The following is a 21,173-nucleotide window of genomic DNA, read 5'->3' as shown; positions in this document are numbered from 1 at the left end:
TGGTTTTTCATCGTCGGAGCGTCAGCGCCGGGGGGCAATAAGCTTTTGCTTCGACGATCACTAAACCGGCGTGCGCGAAATAACGCCTCACACCTCCTGTAGTGTATTGAGTTCCCTATAACAATAAATTTCGCGACATCACGCTAACGAGTACGGAGATAGCCCGTGAATGACAAGACATCGCACCCTTTAGCGGTTAGAACACCGCTTTCCAAACTTTACCTCGCTCTATTTTCTGCGCCGTTGTTGATGCTGGCGCCTGCCGATATCGCTCGCGCAGACGATGCCATTTTTGACGGCGACTCAAAAATTACCGAATCATTGGCCTACACCGGGGACGTTTACGTCGGCCGTAATCAAAGCGGCAACCTGCTGATCGAGAATGGCAAGATCAGCGCCTATAACATCAATATCGGCCGGATGTTCAACGGCCAAATTCATGACAGCGTGGTCACGGTTCGCGGGCCGAACGCCGAGCTGAACGCGGTGAACGATCAGTTCGTGCTGCGCGGCGGCCTGAATCTGGGGCGGGGCACTTTGCGGGTTGAAGACGGCGCGCTGGCCAGCGCGAAAGAGATCGTGGTCGGCACCACCCGCGGCTACGACAGCCACCTTATCGCCACCGGCGCCGGTTCTCGCGTCACCAGCAATTTTCTCAGCGTCGGCACCGACTTAGGGGCGCGATCCACGCTGGCGATTGAAGACGGCGCGGTGCTGAATACCGCCTTTGACGCGCGCATCGGCAATGGCAGCGGGCCGGGCGAGACCGATACGCTGAGCCCGAAAGCCACGGTCACGGGGGCCAATTCCCAATGGAACGTCGGCCGCGCGCTCACGCTTTACGGCGATCTGGACGTGCTGAACGGCGGCGCGGTCAACGTCGGTAATATTCAGGTGGCGGGCGTCTCGGGCGCGCGTAAAACCGCCGAGCTGACGATCGCCGGCAACGGCTCACGGTTTACCAGCGGCAGCAGTGTCAACGTCGGCGATTACGGCAATGGCGTGTTGGCGGTCATGGACGGCGGGACATTCTCCGCCGGCGGCAACGAAGTGGTGCTGGGCAAGGCCGGTTCCGGTTCTAACCGCGGCGCGCTGATTATCGGCAGCCGCGGCAACATGGATACCGGCACCGGGTTGACCGAGCCGACGCTCGGCGCGGCGGGCGCTGCAGGCACTATCGATGCCCAGACGGCGATCGCCCTGCGGGGCGGATTGTTCCGCAGCTATGTGTACTTCAACCATACCGACGGCAATTACGTCTTCAGCAACAAGATGAGCGGCGAAGGCGAGGTGATCAACACCGCCGGGCATACGACGCTGAACGGCGATCTCACTGGCCTGCAGGCGAACGTCACCGCGCGCGGCGGCAAGCTCATCATCGCCAGCGACATCAACACCCAGAAAGAAGACGACATCTTTGAGATCCAAACCCTCAGCGCCGAGAACGGCGGCACGCTGATCCTCAACGCGACGGCGGGCGCCGATGTCAATAATGGGCAGGGTTACAGCAGCGCCGCCTCGATCAAGGCCGGCGGCACGCTGGGCGGCAACGGCACGCTGGGCCAGACCGAGATCCAGTCCGGCGGCCATATCTCGCCCGGCGACGGCAATATCGGCACCTTGACGCTGAAACGCTACCTGAACTTTATCGGCGAATCCTTCTACGACGTCGATATCGCCGGCGACGGCCGCAGCGACCAGCTGCTGGTGGCGGGCAAAACCACCATCAGCGATCAGGCCAAAGTGCAGGTGACGGCGCTGGATCCGCAAACCAGCTATAAAACCGGCCAAAGCTACCGCATTCTGACCTCGGACGGCGGCATTGAAGGCCAGTTCGCGGCGGCGGTCTCCAAGTCTGCCTTCCTCGATGTGGCGTTGAAGCACAGCGCCAACGCCGTGGATCTGACCATCGCACAGAAAGACACGGGGGGGGAAAACCCTGGCGGCGAGAATCCGGGCGGGGAAAACCCAGGCGGTGAGAATCCGGGCGGGGAAAACCCGGGCGGTGAAAATCCGGGCGGAGAAAACCCGGGCGGTGAGAATCCTGGGGGCGAGAACCCGGGGGGCGAGAACCCAGGCAGCGGCAAGCCGGGCATTTTCCAAACGGTGGCCGAAAGCGGCAACCAGTGGAATACCGCCGGCGCGCTCTCGACGCTGGCGCAGAGCGGCCCTTCGCTGGCGCTGTACAACTCGCTGCTGCTGCTGAGCGCGCCGGAAGCGCGCGAGGCGTTCAATCAGCTGTCCGGCGAAGTCTATCCGTCGATGCAGTCTAACCTGATCGCCGGCAGCACCCAGCTGTTCAACGTGCTGAACCAGCGCATGCTGCGCCTGTTCGACAACGACGGCCTGCCGGTACCGCCGTTGGCGATGTCGTTGGTGCAACCGGCGCAGGCGCAAAACAGCGGCGTCTGGGGGCAGACCTTCAGTTCCTGGGGCAGAAACAGCGGCAACGGCAACGTGGGCAAGCTGGATGGCAATACCACCGGCTTCCTGTTGGGGGCTGATCGCAAACTGGCGGACCATAACGTGCGCATCGGCGGTTACTTCGGTTACAGCCGCGGCGACTACGACGTTGACAGCCGCCGCTCCAAGGCCGATACCGACAACTACCACCTCGGTCTGTATGCGGCCGGGCAGCAGGATGCGTTCTCACTGCGCGGCGCGCTGGGTTACACCTGGCACAAGATTGAAGGCAAGCGCAACGTCGATTTCAGCGGCTTCTCGGATCGGCTGAAGTCAGATTACGACGCGAACTCGCTGCTGGCGTTCACCGAAGCGGGTTACCGTTTCGGCCAGCCGGAGATGAACGTCGAACCGTTCATCAACCTGAGCTATATCCGCCTGCATACCGACAGCTTCCAGGAGTCGGGCGGCGCGGCGGCGTTGAGCGTGCGCAATGAAACGATGAATACCTTCTACTCCACGCTCGGGGTGCGCGGCGTGACCGAACTGCCGAAGAACGTCAGCCTCTACGGCTCGCTCGGATGGCAACATGCTTACGGCGATAAGAACACCTCATCGCGCATGGCGTTTGCCGGCAGCGACGCGTTCGTCACGCAGGGCCAGGCCGTGGATGACAACGTGATGGTGGGCGATATCGGCGTGAGCGTGAAACTGTCGCGCGCCGCGACGCTGGATGTCGGCTATCAGGGGCAATTCGGCGCCGATACCCGCGTTAATTCGGTCAACGCCAACCTGCGCTGGTCGTTCTGATTTTCCCTCTAGACTTCTCTGGTACCGACTGGCCCGCTTGATGCGGGCCTTTTTTATGGTGAGAACTCAGTGGCGGCCTGCGACTGACTTTTATGATAAAAAAGCCCGCGCAACGGCGGGCTGAGCGGGGGAAGGCGTTTAACGCCCTTTTTTCTTGCGCCCCGGCTGGGTAAAGCGCTTGCGGCCGGCCGGCGCAGCGGTTTTATCGGCGCTTTTCGGCCCGCCGGCGCTCGGCTTTTTCGCCGGGGCAGATTTGGCCGGGGCTTTCTTCGTCGGCTTGGCCTCTGACGAAGAGCCTTCAATCAGCTTGAACAGCTCAATCAGCTCGTCATCGGTCAGATCGCGCCATTCGCCTAGCGGCAAGCCTTTCAGGCTGACGTTCATGATGCGCGTGCGTTCCAGCTTGGTGACCTCATAGCCGAAGTGTTCGCACATGCGGCGGATCTGACGGTTCAGCCCCTGCACCAGCGTGATGCGGAACACGAACGGCGCTTCTTTCTTCACCTTGCACTTTTTGGTCACAGTGCCCAGCATCGGCACGCCGGCGCCCATGCCGCGAATAAACTCGTCGGTCACCGGCTTGTTGACCGTCACCAGATACTCTTTCTCGTGATTGTTGCCGGCGCGCAGGATCTTGTTGACCAGGTCACCGTGGTTGGTCAGAAAGATCAGCCCCTGCGAATCTTTGTCCAGGCGGCCGATCGGGAAGATGCGCTTGCTGTGGTTGACGAAGTCGGCGATGTTGTCGCGCTCGCCGTCTTCGGTAGTGGTGACGATGCCGACCGGTTTGTTCAGCGCGATCAGCACCAGATCTTCTTCATTGCGCGGTTCGATCAGCTGACCGTTAACCTTCACGACATCGCCGGCAAATACCTGGGCGCCAACGGTGGCGCGTTTACCGTTGATGAAAACGTTGCCCTGTTCGATGTATCGATCGGCGTCGCGGCGTGAGCAGATGCCGCTCTCGCTAATGTATTTGTTCAAACGAATGGATGAGTTGGTCAGCATGGGATCTCCGTAAAACGCGGACTATACATTACCCGCTGGGGGTTGCGGAAGCTGTTCGAGAATAGATGCAATAGCGGAAGGTGATGCATGCGCCATCAATGCTGATTGGGCCTTACTCATTGCTGATTCTATCATCATGAGTTAACAATATTCACAAAATCAATAAGATAGATAAAATTTTATTTGCTGGATATTATCGGTGCTCAGCCAAAGGATGGGGGAAATAAAATGCTTCGCTGCTTTTTAGTTCATAATGGAAACAAAATAAACACTCTGTTGTGTCAAGGGGTTGGGATGTTCTCTGTGTTTTCTGGTAATAAACAGTATACAAATCAACCAGGATGCACAGATGTTCCCAATCACGGGGCTATACCAGCCGGTACTTACTGGATTGTGGATCGGCCATCCGGTGGTTTAAAGTCGCAGACTATTACTTTCATAAAAGATATTGTGACCAATGTAGATCACAATAGTTGGTTTGCTTTATACAGAGATGATGGAACAGTTAACGATAGAACATGGATTAACGGCATTATGCGTGGACAATTCAGGTTGCATCCAATCGGTCCACTTGGATTATCCGAAGGATGTGTAACCTTTTATTCCCAAAACGAATTCAATCGTCTGCGAGCTGCATTGCTGAAATCGAAAACAGCCAGAGTTCCGGGAACGACATTACAGGCATATGGGACTATCGAGGTGAAAGGCTATGAAAAAATTTGCCCTGTTGCTCGCTAACGTATTGGCTGTTGTTGGGCTGGCTGTGCTGACAATAAAGCTTTTTCCTGTACCCAGGCTAAACCAGAATCAAACCGCTTGGCTGATTGACGCCAGTGGTTTTTTCCATTTTAACGATACGGAATGGTTTGGTGCGCTCGTTTTTGGCGCGGTTTATCTGCTGGCCGGGTGTCTGGAATGGCTCTTTATCCGCCAGGTTTTTCAGCGGGTGAGCTGCGGGCTCCGCCACTAACTCTCATCACCGTTCCCCCACCTTCATCACTCGGGTATTCAGCGGGGTGAGCGTCTGCCCGGCGCTGCCGATCGGTGTCAGGCGCGGCACGGGGCGGCCGCTGTCACTTTCCACCAGCGTTGAGTGCGCCTCTCCCTCGGCGAACAGATGATCTTCCCCCCACTGGCGCAGGCCAACGATCACCGGAAACAGCGCGCGGCCTTTCTCGGTCAGCACATACTCCTGATAGGCACTGCCGTCCGCGGCGGGCACGATCTCCAGCACGCCGTGCGTCACCAGGGCGCGCAGCCGGGTGGCAAGAATGTTCTTCGCCATCCCCAGCCCTTTTTGAAATTCGCTAAAGCGGGTGACGCCGTCGAAGGCGTCGCGCACGATCAGCAGCGACCACCAGTCGCCAATCACATCCAGCGTGCGCGCTACCGGGCACGGCGCGTCTTCCAGGCTTTTACGTTTCACGGCGTTTATCTCCAGCGACATATTCTGGTTGCATTATAAAACCTTCGCATCTAAAGTTCATTGGGTTTAATTATGAAACCAGGTTGAGGTGTGCGATGAGCGACAAACTGCTGGATCCCCCCGGTGCGGCGCTGGGGCGTCTGCCGGCCGCCCTGGTGCTGCTGTTGGCCGGTGCCAGCGCCTTTAGCGTGGCCAACGTTTACTATGCGCAGCCGCTGCTGGACGCCATTGCCCGTGATTTTTCCATCAGCCTGGCGGCGGTCGGCAGGGTGATCACTGTGACTCAGTTGGGCTGCGCGCTGGCGTTGCTGTTGGTGGTGCCGCTGGGGGATCGGTTGAACCGGCATCGATTGCTGGCGGGGCAACAGCTGGGGCTGATCGGTGCGCTGCTGCTGGTGGGCTGGGCGCACAGCGCGCCCTGGCTGCTGGCGGGGATGTTGCTGGTGGGGCTACTGGGCACCGCCATGACGCAGGGGCTGATCGCATTTGCCGCCGCCCTGGCGGCGCCGCAGGAGCGCGGGCGGGTGGTCGGCGCGGCGCAGGGCGGGGTGGTGCTGGGGCTGTTGCTGGCGCGCACTCTCTCCGGCGCGCTGGCGGACGTCGGCGGCTGGCGCACGGTGTACTTCTTCTCAGCCGGAGTGACGCTGGTATTGCTGCCGATCCTGTCGCGCCTGCTGCCTGCGCCGCGCACCGCGCCCAGCACGCTGAGTTATCCCGCGCTGCTGCGTTCAATGCTGAGCCTGTTGCTGCGTGACCGCACGCTGCAAATTCGCGGCATGTTGGCGCTGCTGATGTTCGGCGCTTTCAGCCTCTTTTGGAGTTCGCTGGTGTTGCCGCTGAGCCGGCCGCCGTTCAACTTCACCCATGCCGCGGTGGGAGCGTTCGGCCTGGTCGGCGCGGTGGGCGCGCTGGCGGCGGTGCGCGCCGGGCATCTGGCGGATCGCGGGCTGGGGCAGGTGGCCAGCGGCGCGTGTCTGCTGCTGTTGACGCTGGCCTGGCTGCCGCTCGGTTTGCTTGGCAGCGGCCTGGTTTGGCTGGTGGCGGGCATTGTGCTGCTGGATCTGGCGGGCCAGGCGATCCACGTGCTGAACCAGAGCATGATCTTCAGCGCTCACCCGCAGTCGCATAGCCGGCTGGTGGGCTGCTACATGCTGTTTTACGCCGTCGGCAGCGGGCTGGGCGCCTTTGCCGGCACCCATATGTACGCCTGGGCGGGCTGGAGCGGCGTCTGCTGGCTGGGGGCGGGCGTCAGCCTGAGCGCACTGCTGTTTTGGCGGCTGACGCTGCGCGGCATGCCGGATGCGGCGGGTAAGAGCTAGCGTGCTGGTGAATGCATCAGGTAATAATCTTCTTCGCCGTCGTTGCCGGTGGAGATGATGCGCCAGCCGTGTTTGCGGTAGAACGTCAGCGCCTTTTCATTCTTCACCAGGCATTTCAGCGAGCCGGTGGCGGTGAAGGTGGCTTGCGCCGCTTGCAGCAGCGCACTGCCGACGCCGCGCGGCGGCTGATGGGGATCGACATACAGGTTATGAATGAAGTTGTCTTCGCGGTAGACGGAGACGAATCCCAGCAGCACGCCGCCGTCTTCCGCCACCCAAATCGCTTCGCCCAGCGTCGCGCGGTCGAAATCTTCCAACAGATAGTTCGAGGTATCGCGCCAACCGAACGCCGCCTTGCGTGACGCCAGGTACAGCGTGCGCAGGAAGGGGCGATCGGCCTCTTGGTAAGGTCTTATTTGCATGGCATCTCCCGGTGGTTTGTGCTCACTATAGCGCATTGCGCCGGGCGTGCATGGCCACAAACGGAAAATGCTAGGCGTCGCCCCAGGCGGGCAGGCGATTGACTCCGTCGCTCAGCTCCTGAGCCAGGTGGCGCACGGTGTCGGCGTGCAGGGCGGCCAACGGTGGATGAAAGTCGGGCGCCCGCAACGCTTGCGGCGCACGGGAAAGCTGCGCCGCATACTCGGCGAGAATGCGCCCGCCCTGACGTTGCACCTCGATCAGCGCCTGGCGTTCCTGCGCGGACAGCGCCGCGCCGCCGCCTGCCAGATAGGTGTTGAGCTTTTCGCTGGTCAGCAACAGGCTGCGCGTCTGGTTAAAGATCAGTTGGATATGCCGGGTGAAGCTTTCATGGTTATCGTCCGCCAGCTGCCAGGTGGGCTCCAGCGTCACCCGGGCCACTACCGCTTCGCAGCCCTCGATCTTTTGCCAGATGCCGATGGCGTTTGTGTTCTCGCCGCCGAGGAAGCGCGACAGTTCCCGCAGCTCGTTGGCAACCTGCTGCCGCAGTGACTCCCCTTCGTATTCCGGCCACAGCGTGGCGTGAATGAAGGTGGCGAACCCTACCCCCAGCACGATGCCGATCAGGCGATCGCGGATCTCGGTCAGCCCGGTGACCGGGCCGAAGCTTTCCAGCAGCGCCAGGGAAAAGGTGAACAGGATCTGTACCCCGGCATAGCTTATTTTCTCGGAGCCGGCGGCGATCCAGGCGGAGAGGGCGATCACCGGCAGCGTCAGCAGCAGCAAGCCGACGAGGCTGTCGAGGTGAGGCATGATCCACACCACCGAGATCAGCGCCAGCAGGCTGCCGATCGCCGCGCCGCCGAGACGCAGCCGCGCCCGCCGCTGTGTGGCGCCGAGGCTGGGCTGCGCCACGATCAGGCAGCTCAGCATGATGGTATGAATGCCGGACCAATCGACGGCGGTATAAAACACGTAGGCGACCAGCACGGTCAGCAGCGTTTTCAACGAAAACTGGATGTAAACCGGGTTGGTCAGGGCGTCGGGGGTAAAGAAAGGCACTTTCGGCGGCGGCGCAGCCTGCAGGGCGTCGGCGTAGTCGCTGCGGTTGGCGTAGACCTGCAGGAGGCCGGCCATTTCATTGAGCGGCGCCGGCACCTGCGGATCGTCGCTGCCGGCGATCGCGACGGAAAATCGCAGCGCGCTGTCGTGGCTGATCGCGGTTTGCAGCGCGCGGCAGGCGGCGTCTATCTCTTGCGCCAATTGACGCGCGGCCGCGCCGAAAGCCGGCGGCAGCTGGTAGGCCAGAATATTGAGCTGCAACACCAAGGTGATCAGCGCCAGATAACCGGGCTCGTTGGCGCGGCAGCGATCGCTGCGCATCACCGAAAAGCGCAGCAGCTTGTGCAGCTCGGTGGCGTGCTGCGAGATGGCGCTCAGATCGCGCGTCTCGCCGCCGTTGGCCAACATAGCGCGGGTTTCGTCCAACACCGCGTTCATCCGGCCCTTTAGCTGTTTCAGCGGTTCAGCCGGCAGCAGCAGGGTATTGACGATCAGGGTGAGCAGGATGGCGTAGTTGATCGCCACCCATACCCACAGCACCAGCCGTATCACCACTTCCGCCTGCGGAGTGAGATCGACAAAGCTTTGCGTGTAGATCACCACCAGCGCCATCAGGAAGAACAGCACCCCAACCTTGGTCACCCGCATCAGGAACACGCTGAGGAAAAACAGCGCGCTGGAGAGCAGGATGCGCAGCATCGGGTAGTCGTAGGTGAATTTCAGCACCAGGATAGCGGCGCCGATCGCCAGCGTGGAGCTGACGAAAAACAGGATGCCGATTGCGCGGGTGATCACGATATTGGACTGGGTGATAAAGAAGACAGCGATCAGTGACAGCGCCAGCCACGGCACCTGCAGCGTCTGCGAGATCACGATGGCGATCGCGCTGGAGAGCAGGGCGCGGATCACCAGGTTGATGCGGCTGTCCGAAGGGCGCAGCTCGTCGATCAACTGGGACAGCCAGCCGTGAGACATCGTTTTATTCTTCATGGCGCAGGTTCAGCTTGGCCACCGCCGAAGCGCCCACGCGGAACAGCGCCGGGTTGGGGGCCTCTACCGCGATCTTGACCGGGAAGCGCTGCGAAACGTGCACCCAGTTGATGTTGCGCGACACGTTGGGCAGCCCGCCCAGCACTGTGCCGCCGTCGTCAGGCTGCACGCCGTAGCTGATCGATTCCACCTTGCCGCTGAAGGTCTGGCCGGCGTCGCTCATTAAATACAGCGTGGCCGGCACGCCGGGATGCACGCCTTTCAGGTCGGTTTCGCGGAAGTTGGCGACCACGTACCAGTGGCGGGTGTCGATCAGCGTGAACACCGGTTTGGCGCTGGAGGCATATTGGCCGACGGTGGTTTTCAGGGAGGCGATGCGGCCGTCGAACGGCGCTCTCACCTCGGTGAACTCCAGGTTCAGTTTGGCGATGGCGATGTCGGCCTGCACTTCGGCACGCTGCGCGACCAGGGCTTCGACGCCGCTGACGGCGGCTTCCGCCTGTTTCGCCTGCAGCAATGCGGCCTGCAGTTCCGCCTGCGCCGAGCGCTGGGAGGTGCGGGCGGTTTCCACTTCTTCCGCCGAAACGTAGTTCTTGCCGAGCAGCTTCTGCCGGCGGTTGAGGGTGTCGGTCGCCTGTGCCACCAGCGCCTGCGAGCGTTTGACGATGGCGTTCATCGATTCGGCGTTGTACTGCTGCGCGTTGACCGAACGCTGCGTCAGCTTGATCTGTTCATTCAGCATGATCAGGCGCGCTTCGCTGGCCGCCAGCGCGTCCTGGTAAGGGCGCGGATCGATGCGGAACAGCAGATCGCCTTGCCGCACTTCCTGGTTGTCGCGGATCGGCATCTCGATGATGCGGCCGTTCACCTCCGGCACTACGTCGATGGTGTCGGCATAGGCGTAGGCATCGTCGGTAGTGGGGGCGTTTTCCACCCGCCAGACGACGGCGGCGGCCACGATGAGCGTCAACGCCAGGATGGTAAGCACCAGCAGTCTGCGCTTGTTGGAGGTTTGTGGTTGGGTCATGGCGTCAGTCTCAGTGGGGGAAAACCAGTAACCAGGTCAGCATGGCGATCAGCGCGGTCAGCGCCGGATACGTCAGCAGCTGCGGCGCCAGCCAGGCGCGTTTTTCCGGGGTGCGCAGCAGCAGGTGGATCGCCACCATGCCCGCCACGCCGCCGCACAGGCAAAACAGCCAGTCGGGGAACGAAGCGCCGAACACCACCATGGACGGTGCCGGCGAGCACCCGGTGAGCAACAGCGCGGTCAGGCAGGTGATAAGCAGTTTTTTGTCGGGCATAGGGCGTTCTCTGGCGATTGGCTTGGTCGACGGGCCGAATGAAATGACTCTTTTTCAGTGAGTGAGGTCACTGTTTGTCACCCTCATGCTTGCGCAAGGGTAAACTAGAATAAATACTCTACTCTAAACTAGAGGAGTTAATCTAGTTTTTTGTGTCACCCTGCCTTCGCGGCGGCAAATGGGTATAATGCGTTGATGACAGCGGGCAGAAACGAATATGCAAATCGACGAACACATCACCGGGCGAGAGCCGCAGCAGGAAAGAGGGCGGCAACGCGTACAAACCATTCTGGATTCAGCGGCGGCGATCGTGGCGCAGGATGGCCTGGCGGCGCTCAGCATGCAGCGGCTGGCCAAACACGCCAAAACCTCCATCGGCTCGATGTATCACTTTTTCCCCGATCGCCACGCGGTGATCAAGGCGCTGGCGGATCGGCACACTGAATCGATCGAGGCGCTGGTGCGCGACATGGCGTTGGCCAGCGACGACGAGTGGCGGCGCCTCTCCGCTGAAGCGGTGATCCAGCGGCTGTTTTCACCCTATGCGCAGTACCTGCGCGAGCACGCCGACTACCTGCCGGTGATGCGGGAAATGAACCTGCCGGACGAAAAGTCCAGCTTCCTGGCGCTGATCGCCCGAGTGCTGCAGCTGCGCCGCCCCGAGACCGCCGAAGCGGAGATCCTGCAGCAAACCCGGCTGTTGCAAAGCCTGGTGGCCGGCACCTTGCATCACATCTTCAAAACGGCGCCGCAGAGCGTGGCGTTTACGTTGGCGGAGCTGCCCGGCGTGCTGAGCCTGTATCTGGCGGGAAAAGAGGGCAACATCGCTTAGGCGCGAGCGAATTTATTCGCTTGTTTGTCCGCGCCGCCGCTGGCATGATCCCACTCAGGGATTAACGCAACGTTGATCACAACCTATTGATTTTCATGACTCGGGGTGCCCTTCTGCGTGAAGGCTGAGAAATACCCGTATTACCTGATCTGGATAATGCCAGCGTAGGGAAGTCACGGCCGCCCAACCGGCGCCGCCTTCTTGAACGCCGGTTGGGAGGAATATGATCGCTCGACCTGATGCACTACCCGGCGCTCGCGCCGCGGCCTGCCTGACTCAATTCCAACAGCGGCCTCCGCTGATCCACTGCCTGACCAACGAAGTGGTGCAATCGCTGACCGCCAACGTGCTGCTGGCGCTCGGCGCCTCCCCGGCGATGGTGGTGGAGCCGCAAGAGGCGGCGCAGTTCAGCGCGCTGGCCGACGGCCTGCTGATCAACGTCGGCACCCTCAACGCGCTGCGCGCCGAATCGATGCGCGCGGCGGTGGCCGCCGCCAATCGGGCCGGCAAGCCTTGGACGCTGGATCCGGTGGCGGTCGGCGCGCTCTCCTACCGCACCGCCTTCGCCAAACAGCTGCTGGACGAGAAACCGGCGGCGATACGCGGCAACGCCTCGGAAATCATGGCGCTCAGCGGGTTGCTGGCCAGCGGCCGCGGCGTGGACAGCGGCGACGATTCCTTGGCGGCATTGCCCGCCGCGCGTGAGCTGGCGCAGCGCAGCGGCGCGGTAGTCGCGGTCACCGGCGCGGTGGATTACGTCACCGACGGCCAACGCGATTGGGCGATCGAAGGCGGCTCCCCGCTGATGACACGGGTGGTGGGCACCGGCTGCGCGCTGTCGGCGGTGGCGGCGGCGTTTTGCGCCCTGCCGGGCGATCGCCTGGACAACGTGGCGGCCGCCTGCCGGGTGATGTCCCACTGCGGCGGCCTCGCGGCCAGGCAGGCCGCCGGGCCGGGCAGCTTTACGCCGGCGTTCCTCGACGCCCTGTATCAGCTGCGCGGGGAGGATCTGTGATGAAACGCATTAACGCGCTGACCATCGCCGGCACCGATCCCAGCGGGGGCGCCGGCATTCAGGCCGATCTGAAGGCCTTCTCGGCGCTTGGTGCCTATGGCACCTCGGTGATCACCGCGCTGGTGGCGCAGAATACCCGCGGCGTGCAGTCGGTGTATTACATCGATCCGGCGTTTGTCGCCGCGCAGCTGGACTCGGTGTTCAGCGACGTGCGCATCGACAGCGTCAAGATCGGCATGCTGGCCAACGCCGATATCGTGCAGGCGGTGGCCGAACGGCTGCGCCATTACCGGCCGGAATTCGTGGTGCTGGACACCGTGATGCTGGCGAAAAGCGGCGATCCGTTGCTGGCCCCGGAGGCGGTAGAGTCTATCCGGCACGAGCTGTTGCCGCTGGTGTCGATCATTACGCCAAACCTGCCGGAAGCGGCGGCGCTGCTGGCGTGCGCGCCGGCGGAAGATGAAGCGCAGATGCGCGAGCAGGGGCGGGCGCTGCTGGCGATGGGCTGCCGGGCGGTGCTGATGAAGGGCGGCCACCTGAGCGAAAGCGAGAGCCCGGACTGGCTGTTTACCGCCGAAGGCGAGCAGCGTTTTACCGCGCCGCGCGTCGCCACCCGCCATACCCACGGCACCGGTTGCACGCTCTCGGCCGCGCTGGCGGCGCTGCGTCCGCGCCATGCCGACTGGGCGGCCACGGTGGCCGCCGCCAAGGGCTACCTGCAACAAGCGCTGCAACAGGCGGATACGCTGGAAGTGGGGCACGGCATCGGGCCGGTGCATCATTTTCACGCCTGGTGGTGAGTCAACTTTTTGCCGCAATCGTGGTCTGACTAGTTCAGGCCCGGTTTTATGGGCGAAACCTGATTTAACCTAGGGAGAAGGACTATGACGGGACACCAGGCGCTGCGTTGCGCCCTCTTTGGCGCACTGCTCAGCTTCAGCGCGGGCAGCTTTGCCCAACAAATCGTCACCACATCGGATTTGATTCAGCTGCCGGGGTATCAGGCCAGCTGGCAAAACATGGTGAAAGGCCAGGCGCGGATGCCGGGCTGGGCGCGCAAGGGCGTCGGCACCTCTACGCCGGCGCAGAATCTGAACTGGAAGGGCAAAGAGTATCTGGTCGGCAACCTGTGCAAGCCCCACGACTGCGGCAATAACTTTTTGATCGTGGCGTTCAGCGCGGACAAATCCCAGGCCTGGGGCGTGCGGGTGGAAGTGGAAGATCGGCCGGAAGCCGTCGATCATCCGAAGAAGTATGCCAAGTACCAGTGGCTCGGCAAGTCGAATGACGACATGAAAGCGCTGCTGAAGCAGCAGTTCGAGAACAATCCCGATTGGAAATGATCTGACCGGGGGCGCCGGTGATGGCGCCCCCGGCGTTGATCAGCCGATGCCGGCCTGATGCAGATCGTGCAGGTTGAGCGCCCCCACCAGCACGCCGTCCATATCGACCACCGGAGCCGCGCTGATGTGTTGTTCGTGCAGCGCTTCCAGCGCCTCCCCGGCGCGCCACTGCTCTGGCAGCCGATAGCCGGGGCGGGTGATCGCCGGGCTGAGCGGATCCTGCAGGCTGTTGCCCTTCACCAGCCAGCGGCGCAGGTCGCCGTCGGTAAATACGCCCACCACCCGCTGCTGCGCGTCGCAGACCGCCACCAACCCCAGCCCGGTGCGGCTCAGTTCCAGCATCGCCTCCATCACGTTGGCGCTTTCGCTCACGCGCGGCAGGCGATCGCCGGTGCGCATCAGGTGATGCACGCGGTTCAGCAGACGCGCGCCCAGGCTGCCGCCCGGGTGCGATCGGGCGAAGTCTTCCGCGTTGAAGCCGCGCTGGCGCATCAGCGCCATCGCCAGGGCGTCGCCCATCATCAGGGTGTTGACCGCGCTGGAGGTGGGCGCCAGCCCCATCGGGCAGGCTTCGCGCTCGACGCCGATATCCAGCACGCAGGCCGCGGCCTGCGCCAGCGGCGACTCTTTGCCGCCGGTAACGGCGATCACCGGAATGCCGTTCTCCGCCAGCAGCGGCAGGATCAGATCCAGCTCTTTGGCGCGGCCGGAGTAGGAGATGAACACCACCACGTCGTCGGCGCCGATCATGCCGAGATCGCCGTGCAGCGCCTCCGCCGGATGCACGAAGAATGACGGCGTGCCGGTGCTGGCCAGCGACGCGGCGATCTTCTTGCCGATATGGCCGGACTTGCCGATGCCGGAAATCACCGCTTTGCCGCGGCAGTTCAGCAGCAGCTCGCAGGCGCAGACGAAGTTGTCATCCAGGCGCGCCAGCAGGCGCTGCGCTTCGGTCAACTCGATCTCCAGCGTTTCGCGGGCGAAGGCGAGCAGGGCGTTGGCGTTACTCATCGGGGTCTCCTACCAGAATGATATTGATGCCTTTCGCCTGCAGGGCGGCGAGGTAATCGGGGTTGATGTCTCGGTCGGTGATCAGCGTGTCGACGGCGCTGAGTTCGCACACCACGTTCGGGCTCTTGCGGCCGAATTTCGAGGAGTCCACCAACAGAATAATGCGGCCGGCGGCTTCGCACATCGCTTTGCTGACGTTGTGCACTTCGTTGAAGGTGGTGACGCCGGCATTGAGATCGACGCCGTCCGCGCCGATAAACAGCTTGTCGAAGCTGAATTGCTGGAACGCCGATTCCGCCAGGCTGCCGTGGAACGAGGCCGATTTTTTGCGGTAGGTGCCGCCGGGCATCAGGATGGTCTGATCGTTGTCCAGTTCCACCAGCGCGTTGACGATGGTCAGGCTGTTGGTCATCACCGTGATGTTATTGAACTGCGCCAGGTGCGGCACCATCTGCAGCACCGTGCTGCCGGCGTCGAAGATCAGCGAGTCGCCGTCGGCGATCAGCGCCACGGCGGCGCTGGCGATGCGGCGCTTTTTCTCGGTGTTGATATGGGTTTTACGGTCGATTGGCTGATCGCCGTCGTCGCGGCTGAGCACCACGCCGCCGTAGGTGCGGATCACCTCGCCTTCTTCTTCCAGCAGGGTGAGATCCTTGCGGATGGTGGTGCCGGTGGTGGAGAAATGCTCGGCCAGGGCGTCCACCGCCGTTTTGCCATGCCGCTGCAGATATTCAAGGATAGCGGCCTGCCGCTGCTTTGGTTTCATCGCGATTCCCGTTCACAAGAGTTGGGCATTTCCCCTCGCTGAATAATTCACTATGAAAGGTAATGTCTTTTAATGTGAAAATATCACGATTTGGGGTCAATCGCTAACGATAGTGCAGACTGGCATGCGCGATCCTCGGGGAAGATCACATCCGGGCGCAAATCCCGCTGATGCAATCCGTGTAAATGAGGCAGCGGGCGGGGCCGGGCGAAGACGGTCAGGCCCCGCAGCAACAGGCTGCCGCATACCCGCCGATCGTCGTCGAAGGCCAGCGCCAGCACCACCCGTGGGCGAAAACGGCCGCCGGAACGGCCGACGCCCACGGCGCCCAGCCGGCATAAACCGTCGAAGGCGCGGTTGAAACGTTGCAGTTGCCACCAGCCGAAGGCGATTTGCAGCAGCCAGGCCAGCAGCGCGAAGGCGATCAAAGCTTGTGTCATGGGGTTCTCCTTAGGCCCCCTTCCGCGGAAGGGGGCGTCGGTGGCGTCAGAACATCACCTGGCCGCCGGTGATGTTGATCGATTGGCCGGTGCAGTAAGAGGCCTTATCGCTGGCGTAGAACAGCAGGGTGTTCAGCACGTCCTGATAGTCGCAACCGCGTTTCAGCGGCACCTTGTCGATGTAGTACTGCTCCACCTGGTCCGGCGCGATGCCCAGTTTTTGCGCGTACTGCGGCAGCAGCGACTGGAACATCGGCGACTTCAGCAGGTTGCCGAGCATCAGCGAATGCACGGTAATGCCGTACTCCGCCAGATCGAGCGCCAGCGACTGCGTCAGCCCCACGCCGCCGAACTTGGCGGCGCTGTAGCCGGAGTTGTGCTTGCTGCCGACCTTGCCGGACTTGGAGTTGATCTGGATGATGCGCCCGGCGATGCCGTCGCGGATCATCAGGCGCGAGAACTCGCGGGCGCAGAGGAAATAGCCCACCAGGTTCACCTGCAGCGAGCGGTCGAAGTCGCCCAGCGGGAAATCGGTGATTGGCGCCGCCTTGGCGATGCCGGCGCTGTACACCAGCAGGTTGGCCTGGCCGAACGCCCGGTCAACCGCCGTCGCCAGCGCGATCACGCTCTGCTCGTCGGTGGCGTCGGCTTGAAAACCGCAGGCGCTGCCTGTGCCGTACTCTTCGTTGATCTGCTGTGCCACCCGATTGGCGTTGTCGGCGTTCAGATCGGCCACCGCCACCCTATAACCGGCCTGCGCCAGCCCGTGGGACAAAAAGGCGCCTAACGTTTGGCCGCCGCCAATCACTACAGCTACTTCAGACATGGTCTACTCCTTATGCGATAAATGACAGCGTGCTGCCCAACGGGATATCAGTCGGCGTCGGGCCGGATACGTGGATCGAGCCGGGGAATTCGGCTTCGGCTTCGCCGTCGAAGCGCACGGTGACGTGGCCCAGCTCGCGCAGATTCTGCGTGGCGACGCTGCCGACGGCGGTGATGGCGTAGCGCTGCTGCGCCAGTTCCATCACGCCGCCGACCTGCAGCTCGCCGGCGGTTGCGCCGTGGCGGTGGATGAAGCAGAACTCTTCGATATCCGCCGGGGCGCCTTCACGGAAGGTGATCAGCATGTTGTCCAGCAACGCGTCGCGGGCGCAGCCGCCGATCTGCGTGATGGTGGTGTGAAAAATGGTGTGCATAAACGTCTCCCTGGGGATCACATTATTGATAAATGAAGGCCGAGGCGGCCCAGGCGATTAACACCGTCGGCGCGCCGGTCAGGAAGCGGCCGACCAGCACTGAAGGCACGCCGACCCGCACGGTGTCCTGTTTGGCTTCCGCCAGCGACAGGCCGACCGGAATGAAGTCGCAGGCGGCCTGCGCGTTGATGGCGAACAGCGCGGGCAGCGCCAGCTGCGGCGGAATATGGCCGAGGCCGATCTGTACCCCGACCAGCACGCCGATCACTTGGGCGATGACCGCGCCGGGGCCGAGGAACGGCGACAGCAGCGGGAATGAGCAGATCAGCGCCAGCGTCACCAGGCCGATCGGGCTGTTGGCGAGCGGCGTCAGGCCGTGAGCGATAAAGTCTCCGAGGCCGGAGGCCATGATGATGCCGATCAAGGCCGAGACGAACGCCATAAACGGCAGAATGGTCTTCAGCACGGTGTCGATGGTGTCGCGTCCGGCCTGGAAGAACACCGCCACCACCGATCCCATGCCCATGCCGACCTTCGCCAGCAGCCCGTCGCTTTGTTCGGTGATCTTCTTGCTGGTGTCGTAGTCGCGCGCCTTGGGCGGCGCTGCAACCGCGGCGGCGGGTGGGTTCTCCGTCGCGTCGATTCGGCTGATGTTGTGGTCACGCACGCCGGAGACATAGATGTCTTCGAGGATAAACTGCGCCAGCGGGCCGGACTGGCCGGTGGCATGGATGTTGACCGTCGGAATGCGGCGTTTCGGGTACAGGCCGCAGCGCAGGGTGCCGCCGCAGTCGATCACCGCCACGCCGATCTCTTCCGCCGGCGGTTCGCCCTCTTTGAAACCGTCGACGGCGGGCCAGCCGGTCAATTCGCTGAGGCGATCGACGATGGAAGGCCGGGTGCCGGCGGTGATGTACACCACTTTTTTGCCGGGCTCTATCGGCAGCTCCAGGGGGCCGCCCCAGCCGCTGGCGCCTTTTTCAATACGGATATAAGCACTCATGCTGCACTCCACGAATTAAAGTTGCACCTGGCGATCCAGACGGATGCCCATCTTGCGTTCAAACAGACTGGTGGTGAGATCGGTGACCCAGCCGCGGAAGAAGTTGGTGAACAGCCCCACCAGGAAATAGCTCACCGCCAACGGGCCGAGCGGCAGGCCGAGGGTGGTCAGGCCGCTGGCGATGCCGAGGTAAACGAACAGTTCGCCGGGGTTGATGTGCGGAAACAGGCCGTTCATCGAGTGGCAGCTGTAGGAGGCCGCCGCGTAGTAACTCGGCTTGTATTTCTCCGGCATGAAGCGCCCCAGGCTGAGGGTCATCGGGTTGCAGAAGACAAAGGTGCCGATCAGCGGCAGCAGCAGATAACGCGAAACGGGGTTGCCCGCGCAGCGCTGCGCCAATCGTTCGATACGTTCCTGGCCAACAAATTTGATCAGCGCGTTCATGATAACCAACAGGCTGATCAACAAGGGCAAAATGCCGGTCACCATGCCGACAAACACTTCACCGCCTTTCTGAAACAGGCCGATAAACCACTCGGCGCCGTGGGTGATTAGCTCAATCATTATGTTCTCCTGTAATGGACTGATATGGCCTGGAGCGAACGGCGGCTCTGTCGCCATGGGCCTTACAGTAGTCACTTTGTTGGGCTATTTGTTTTAAATAGATCACAATTTGAAAGATAAATATTTTATTTTGAAAGTTTAAAGTGAAAGAAAGAGAAGGTTAACGGTGCGTGAGGCGGGATAACGGGCACAAAAAAGCCCGGCGAACCGGGCTTTGGGACAGGCGGTCCGTCACATCAGGCGATGGTGACCTTCTTGTCCAGATAGGCGTCTTGCACGGCGTTGATCAGCGCCACGCCGTCTTTCATCGATTTCTTGAAGGCTTTACGCCCCAGGATCAGGCCCATGCCGCCGGCGCGTTTGTTGATCACCGCGGTGCGCACCGATTCCTGCAGATCGTTCTCACCGGCGGCACCGCCGGAGTTGATCAGCCCGGCGCGGCCCATGTAGCAGTTGGCCAGCTGGTAACGCACCAGATCGATCGGGTGATCGGTGGTCAGCTTGGTGTAGACGCGGTCGTCGGTGTAGCCGAATTTCACCGCGCGGTAGCCGCCGTTGTTTTCCGCCATTTTCTGTTTGACGATGTCGGCGCCGATGGTGGCGGCGATGTGGTTGGCCTGGCCGGTCAGATCGGCGCTGGAGTGGTAGTCCACGCCGTCCTTGTTGAACGCCGGGTTACGCAGATAGGCCCACAGCACCGTGACCATGCCCAGCTCATGCGCGCGCTCGAAGGCGATCGAGATCTCTTCGATCTGGCGGCGCGACTGTTCGGAGCCGAAGTAAATGGTGGCGCCAACCGCCACTGCGCCCATGTTGAACGCCTGCTCGACGCTGGCGTACAGGGTCTGGTCGTACTGGGTCGGGTAGCTCAGCGTTTCGTTGTGGTTGAGTTTGACCAGGAACGGAATTTTATGCGCGTAGCGGCGCGATACCGACGCCAGCACGCCGTAGGTGGAGGCGACGCAGTTACAGCCGGCTTCAATCGCCAGCTCGACGATGTTCTTCGGATCGAAATACAGTGGGTTGGCGGCGAACGAGGCGGCGGCGGAGTGCTCGATGCCCTGATCGACCGGCAGGATAGACAGATAACCGGTGCCGCCCAGGCGGCCGTGGTTGAACAGGGTTTGCATCGAACGCAGCACGCTGTTGGGGCGGTTGTTATCGATCATTACGCGGTCGACGAAGTCGGCGCCCGGTAGGTAGAGATTCTCGGCGGGGATAGTGGTACAGCGGTGTTGCAGCAGATCTTCCGCTTCCTTTCCTAGCAACTGCACAATATCAGTCATGATTCACTCCCGATTAAGCTTCTTCATACACCGGCAATACAAGGGTTTTTGACCACCGGCGTAGTAAAAAAGCGGTGATTGAAGCTGTAAAGCGATGCTACCGAACTTGATCCGGCAAGGACAAACAATAGATGCGATTGAGAGGAAATGCCATTGGCGTGGCCAAATACGCGGGGGCGATCGCCCCCGGCTTGCTAAGCGGTTGATTATTCGATCTCGAACCACTCGGTGTTCTGCAGGGCGATCGGGGTGATGGAGTAGATCATCTCCTGCAGATGATCGTGGATGGCGCGCTCCGCCGCCTCGGCATCGCGCGCTTTCAGCGCTTCGTAGATGCGGTAGTGCTGCTTGATCAGGCTCTCCGGCGGCGAGACTTCGCTCAGGCTGAGGAAACGCACCCGATCCATGGTGGCCTTGATGGTTTCGATGGTCTCCCACGCCAGCGGGCAGTCGGCAAACTGGGTCAACAGCTGGTGGAACTCGTCGTCCAGCGCCAAAAATTCGCGCGTTTGCCCGTTCTGCGCCGCCAGCTCTTGACGGTGCAGGTTATGCTCCAGCGTCATCAGCTGCGCCGGAGTGGCGCGCTCAGCCGCGCGGCGCACGATGGCGCATTCCACCGCTTGACGGATAAAGCGCCCGTCGGCCACGCGCTTGGCGGAAATCTTCATCACGAAGGTGCCGCGCTGCGGCAGGATCTGCACCAGACCGGCCTCCGCCAGCTTGATGAAGGCTTCGCGCACCGGCTGGCGCGAAACGCAAAAGCGGGTGGAGATCTCTTTCTCGGACAGCAGGGTGCCGGGGGGGATGGTGCAGTCGACGATATCTTTGCGCAGGAAGCGATAGATCTGCTGGTTGACCGGGACGTTGTTGGTGAGACTGTACGTTTCAGACATGGCGACAATCAGGCATCTGGCTGGAATTCGAATGCCACCATACTAGCAGATTATTGGTTGAGGGCGGGGGGATAAATCCACC

Annotated in this window: 23 protein-coding genes and 1 riboswitch; of the genes, 8 read left to right on the top strand and 15 right to left on the bottom strand. The window is 61.9% G+C overall.

What is annotated here, in order from left to right:
* Positions 1-165 precede the first annotated feature (165 nt).
* A complete protein-coding gene (locus IT763_RS17525) occupies positions 166-3,213 on the top strand; it encodes an autotransporter outer membrane beta-barrel domain-containing protein (RefSeq protein ID WP_206194885.1) in 3,048 nt (1,015 codons plus the stop codon).
* 138 nt (positions 3,214-3,351) lie between these two features.
* Here the strand turns inward: IT763_RS17525 and rluF are convergent, their stop codons facing one another.
* Positions 3,352-4,221, bottom strand: a complete 870-nt coding sequence (gene rluF / locus IT763_RS17520; RefSeq protein ID WP_016929734.1) for a 23S rRNA pseudouridine(2604) synthase RluF — start codon at positions 4,219-4,221, stop codon at positions 3,352-3,354.
* A 183-nt stretch (positions 4,222-4,404) separates the two neighbouring features.
* Here rluF and IT763_RS17515 point away from each other — a divergent pair, with 183 nt between their 5' ends.
* A complete protein-coding gene (locus IT763_RS17515; protein WP_229705521.1) occupies positions 4,405-4,959 on the top strand; it encodes a DUF2778 domain-containing protein in 555 nt (184 codons plus the stop codon).
* Positions 4,931-5,191: a DUF1158 family protein gene (locus IT763_RS17510; protein ID WP_048325223.1), complete on the top strand. Its 261-nt coding sequence runs from the start codon at positions 4,931-4,933 to the stop codon at positions 5,189-5,191. The genes IT763_RS17515 and IT763_RS17510 overlap by 29 nt, the downstream gene beginning before the upstream one ends.
* Before the next feature lie 6 nt (positions 5,192-5,197).
* On the opposite strand, the gene IT763_RS17505 is transcribed toward IT763_RS17510, so the two are convergent.
* The gene (locus IT763_RS17505) at positions 5,198-5,647 is read right to left on the bottom strand and encodes a helix-turn-helix domain-containing protein (protein WP_075205910.1); all 450 of its coding nucleotides are present in this window, start codon (positions 5,645-5,647) and stop codon (positions 5,198-5,200) included.
* Between the two features lie 95 nt (positions 5,648-5,742).
* On the opposite strand from IT763_RS17505, the gene IT763_RS17500 reads away from it, so the two are divergent.
* A complete protein-coding gene (locus IT763_RS17500) occupies positions 5,743-6,966 on the top strand; it encodes an MFS transporter (protein WP_206194884.1) in 1,224 nt (407 codons plus the stop codon).
* Here the strand turns inward: IT763_RS17500 and IT763_RS17495 are convergent.
* From IT763_RS17495 to IT763_RS17480, 4 genes are all read right to left on the bottom strand, one after another.
* Positions 6,963-7,388, bottom strand: coding sequence for a GNAT family N-acetyltransferase (locus tag IT763_RS17495; protein ID WP_143779322.1), 426 nt, complete (start codon positions 7,386-7,388; stop codon positions 6,963-6,965). The genes IT763_RS17500 and IT763_RS17495 overlap by 4 nt on opposite strands.
* Positions 7,389-7,458: 70 nt before the next feature.
* Positions 7,459-9,423 (bottom strand): FUSC family protein, encoded by a 1,965-nt coding sequence (locus IT763_RS17490; RefSeq protein ID WP_206194883.1) that lies wholly within the window; start codon positions 9,421-9,423, stop codon positions 7,459-7,461.
* Positions 9,424-9,427: 4 nt separating this feature from the next.
* Positions 9,428-10,465: a multidrug transporter subunit MdtN gene (gene mdtN / locus IT763_RS17485; RefSeq protein WP_049299965.1), complete on the bottom strand. Its 1,038-nt coding sequence runs from the start codon at positions 10,463-10,465 to the stop codon at positions 9,428-9,430.
* 10 nt (positions 10,466-10,475) lie between these two features.
* Positions 10,476-10,739 (bottom strand): YtcA family lipoprotein, encoded by a 264-nt coding sequence (locus IT763_RS17480; RefSeq protein WP_004941494.1) that lies wholly within the window; start codon positions 10,737-10,739, stop codon positions 10,476-10,478.
* Positions 10,740-10,956: 217 nt separating this feature from the next.
* Here IT763_RS17480 and IT763_RS17475 point away from each other — a divergent pair, with 217 nt between their 5' ends.
* The 4 genes from IT763_RS17475 to IT763_RS17460 all read left to right on the top strand — a co-directional run bounded on the left by IT763_RS17475 (position 10,957) and on the right by IT763_RS17460 (position 13,929).
* Positions 10,957-11,571, top strand: a complete 615-nt coding sequence (locus tag IT763_RS17475) for a TetR/AcrR family transcriptional regulator (RefSeq protein WP_033639635.1) — start codon at positions 10,957-10,959, stop codon at positions 11,569-11,571.
* A gap of 91 nt (positions 11,572-11,662) precedes the next feature.
* A riboswitch (TPP riboswitch) is annotated at positions 11,663-11,759 on the top strand.
* Between the two features lie 35 nt (positions 11,760-11,794).
* Positions 11,795-12,586, top strand: coding sequence for a hydroxyethylthiazole kinase (gene thiM / locus IT763_RS17470; protein WP_028128367.1), 792 nt, complete (start codon positions 11,795-11,797; stop codon positions 12,584-12,586).
* Positions 12,586-13,386: a bifunctional hydroxymethylpyrimidine kinase/phosphomethylpyrimidine kinase gene (thiD, locus tag IT763_RS17465; RefSeq protein WP_197759100.1), complete on the top strand. Its 801-nt coding sequence runs from the start codon at positions 12,586-12,588 to the stop codon at positions 13,384-13,386. The genes thiM and thiD overlap by 1 nt, the downstream gene beginning before the upstream one ends.
* Before the next feature lie 84 nt (positions 13,387-13,470).
* The gene (locus tag IT763_RS17460; protein WP_206194882.1) at positions 13,471-13,929 is read left to right on the top strand and encodes an inhibitor of vertebrate lysozyme family protein; all 459 of its coding nucleotides are present in this window, start codon (positions 13,471-13,473) and stop codon (positions 13,927-13,929) included.
* 39 nt (positions 13,930-13,968) lie between these two features.
* Here IT763_RS17460 and gutQ read toward each other — a convergent pair whose 3' ends face one another.
* The 9 genes from gutQ to IT763_RS17415 all read right to left on the bottom strand — a co-directional run bounded on the left by gutQ (position 13,969) and on the right by IT763_RS17415 (position 21,091).
* Positions 13,969-14,940 (bottom strand): arabinose-5-phosphate isomerase GutQ, encoded by a 972-nt coding sequence (gutQ, locus tag IT763_RS17455; RefSeq protein ID WP_016926691.1) that lies wholly within the window; start codon positions 14,938-14,940, stop codon positions 13,969-13,971.
* On the bottom strand, positions 14,933-15,706 hold the full coding sequence (locus IT763_RS17450; protein ID WP_016926692.1) for a DNA-binding transcriptional repressor: 774 nt from the start codon (positions 15,704-15,706) through the stop codon (positions 14,933-14,935). The genes gutQ and IT763_RS17450 overlap by 8 nt, the downstream gene beginning before the upstream one ends.
* An 83-nt stretch (positions 15,707-15,789) precedes the next feature.
* Positions 15,790-16,146 (bottom strand): transcriptional regulator GutM, encoded by a 357-nt coding sequence (gene gutM / locus IT763_RS17445; protein WP_049299964.1) that lies wholly within the window; start codon positions 16,144-16,146, stop codon positions 15,790-15,792.
* A gap of 46 nt (positions 16,147-16,192) precedes the next feature.
* The gene (gene srlD, locus IT763_RS17440) at positions 16,193-16,972 is read right to left on the bottom strand and encodes a sorbitol-6-phosphate dehydrogenase (protein ID WP_028127783.1); all 780 of its coding nucleotides are present in this window, start codon (positions 16,970-16,972) and stop codon (positions 16,193-16,195) included.
* A gap of 10 nt (positions 16,973-16,982) precedes the next feature.
* Positions 16,983-17,345 (bottom strand): PTS glucitol/sorbitol transporter subunit IIA, encoded by a 363-nt coding sequence (srlB, locus tag IT763_RS17435; RefSeq protein ID WP_033639642.1) that lies wholly within the window; start codon positions 17,343-17,345, stop codon positions 16,983-16,985.
* A 22-nt stretch (positions 17,346-17,367) separates the two neighbouring features.
* Positions 17,368-18,348 carry a PTS glucitol/sorbitol transporter subunit IIB gene (locus tag IT763_RS17430; RefSeq protein ID WP_016926695.1) on the bottom strand — a complete coding sequence of 327 codons (981 nt, stop codon included), beginning with the start codon at positions 18,346-18,348 and terminating at the stop codon, positions 17,368-17,370.
* A gap of 15 nt (positions 18,349-18,363) precedes the next feature.
* On the bottom strand, positions 18,364-18,912 hold the full coding sequence (locus IT763_RS17425; RefSeq protein ID WP_004941528.1) for a PTS glucitol/sorbitol transporter subunit IIC: 549 nt from the start codon (positions 18,910-18,912) through the stop codon (positions 18,364-18,366).
* A 236-nt stretch (positions 18,913-19,148) separates the two neighbouring features.
* Positions 19,149-20,198 (bottom strand): class I fructose-bisphosphate aldolase, encoded by a 1,050-nt coding sequence (gene fbaB / locus IT763_RS17420; protein ID WP_015378749.1) that lies wholly within the window; start codon positions 20,196-20,198, stop codon positions 19,149-19,151.
* 206 nt (positions 20,199-20,404) lie between these two features.
* Positions 20,405-21,091, bottom strand: coding sequence for a GntR family transcriptional regulator (locus IT763_RS17415; RefSeq protein WP_016926696.1), 687 nt, complete (start codon positions 21,089-21,091; stop codon positions 20,405-20,407).
* Between the last annotated feature and the right edge of the window lie 82 nt (positions 21,092-21,173).

The organism is Serratia sp. CMO1 (genome assembly GCF_015689115.1).
In the GTDB taxonomy this organism is placed as follows: Bacteria; Pseudomonadota; Gammaproteobacteria; order Enterobacterales; family Enterobacteriaceae; genus Serratia; species Serratia marcescens.
Note: the sequence above shows the minus strand (reverse complement) of the source record. Positions and strands in the feature narration are given on the sequence as shown.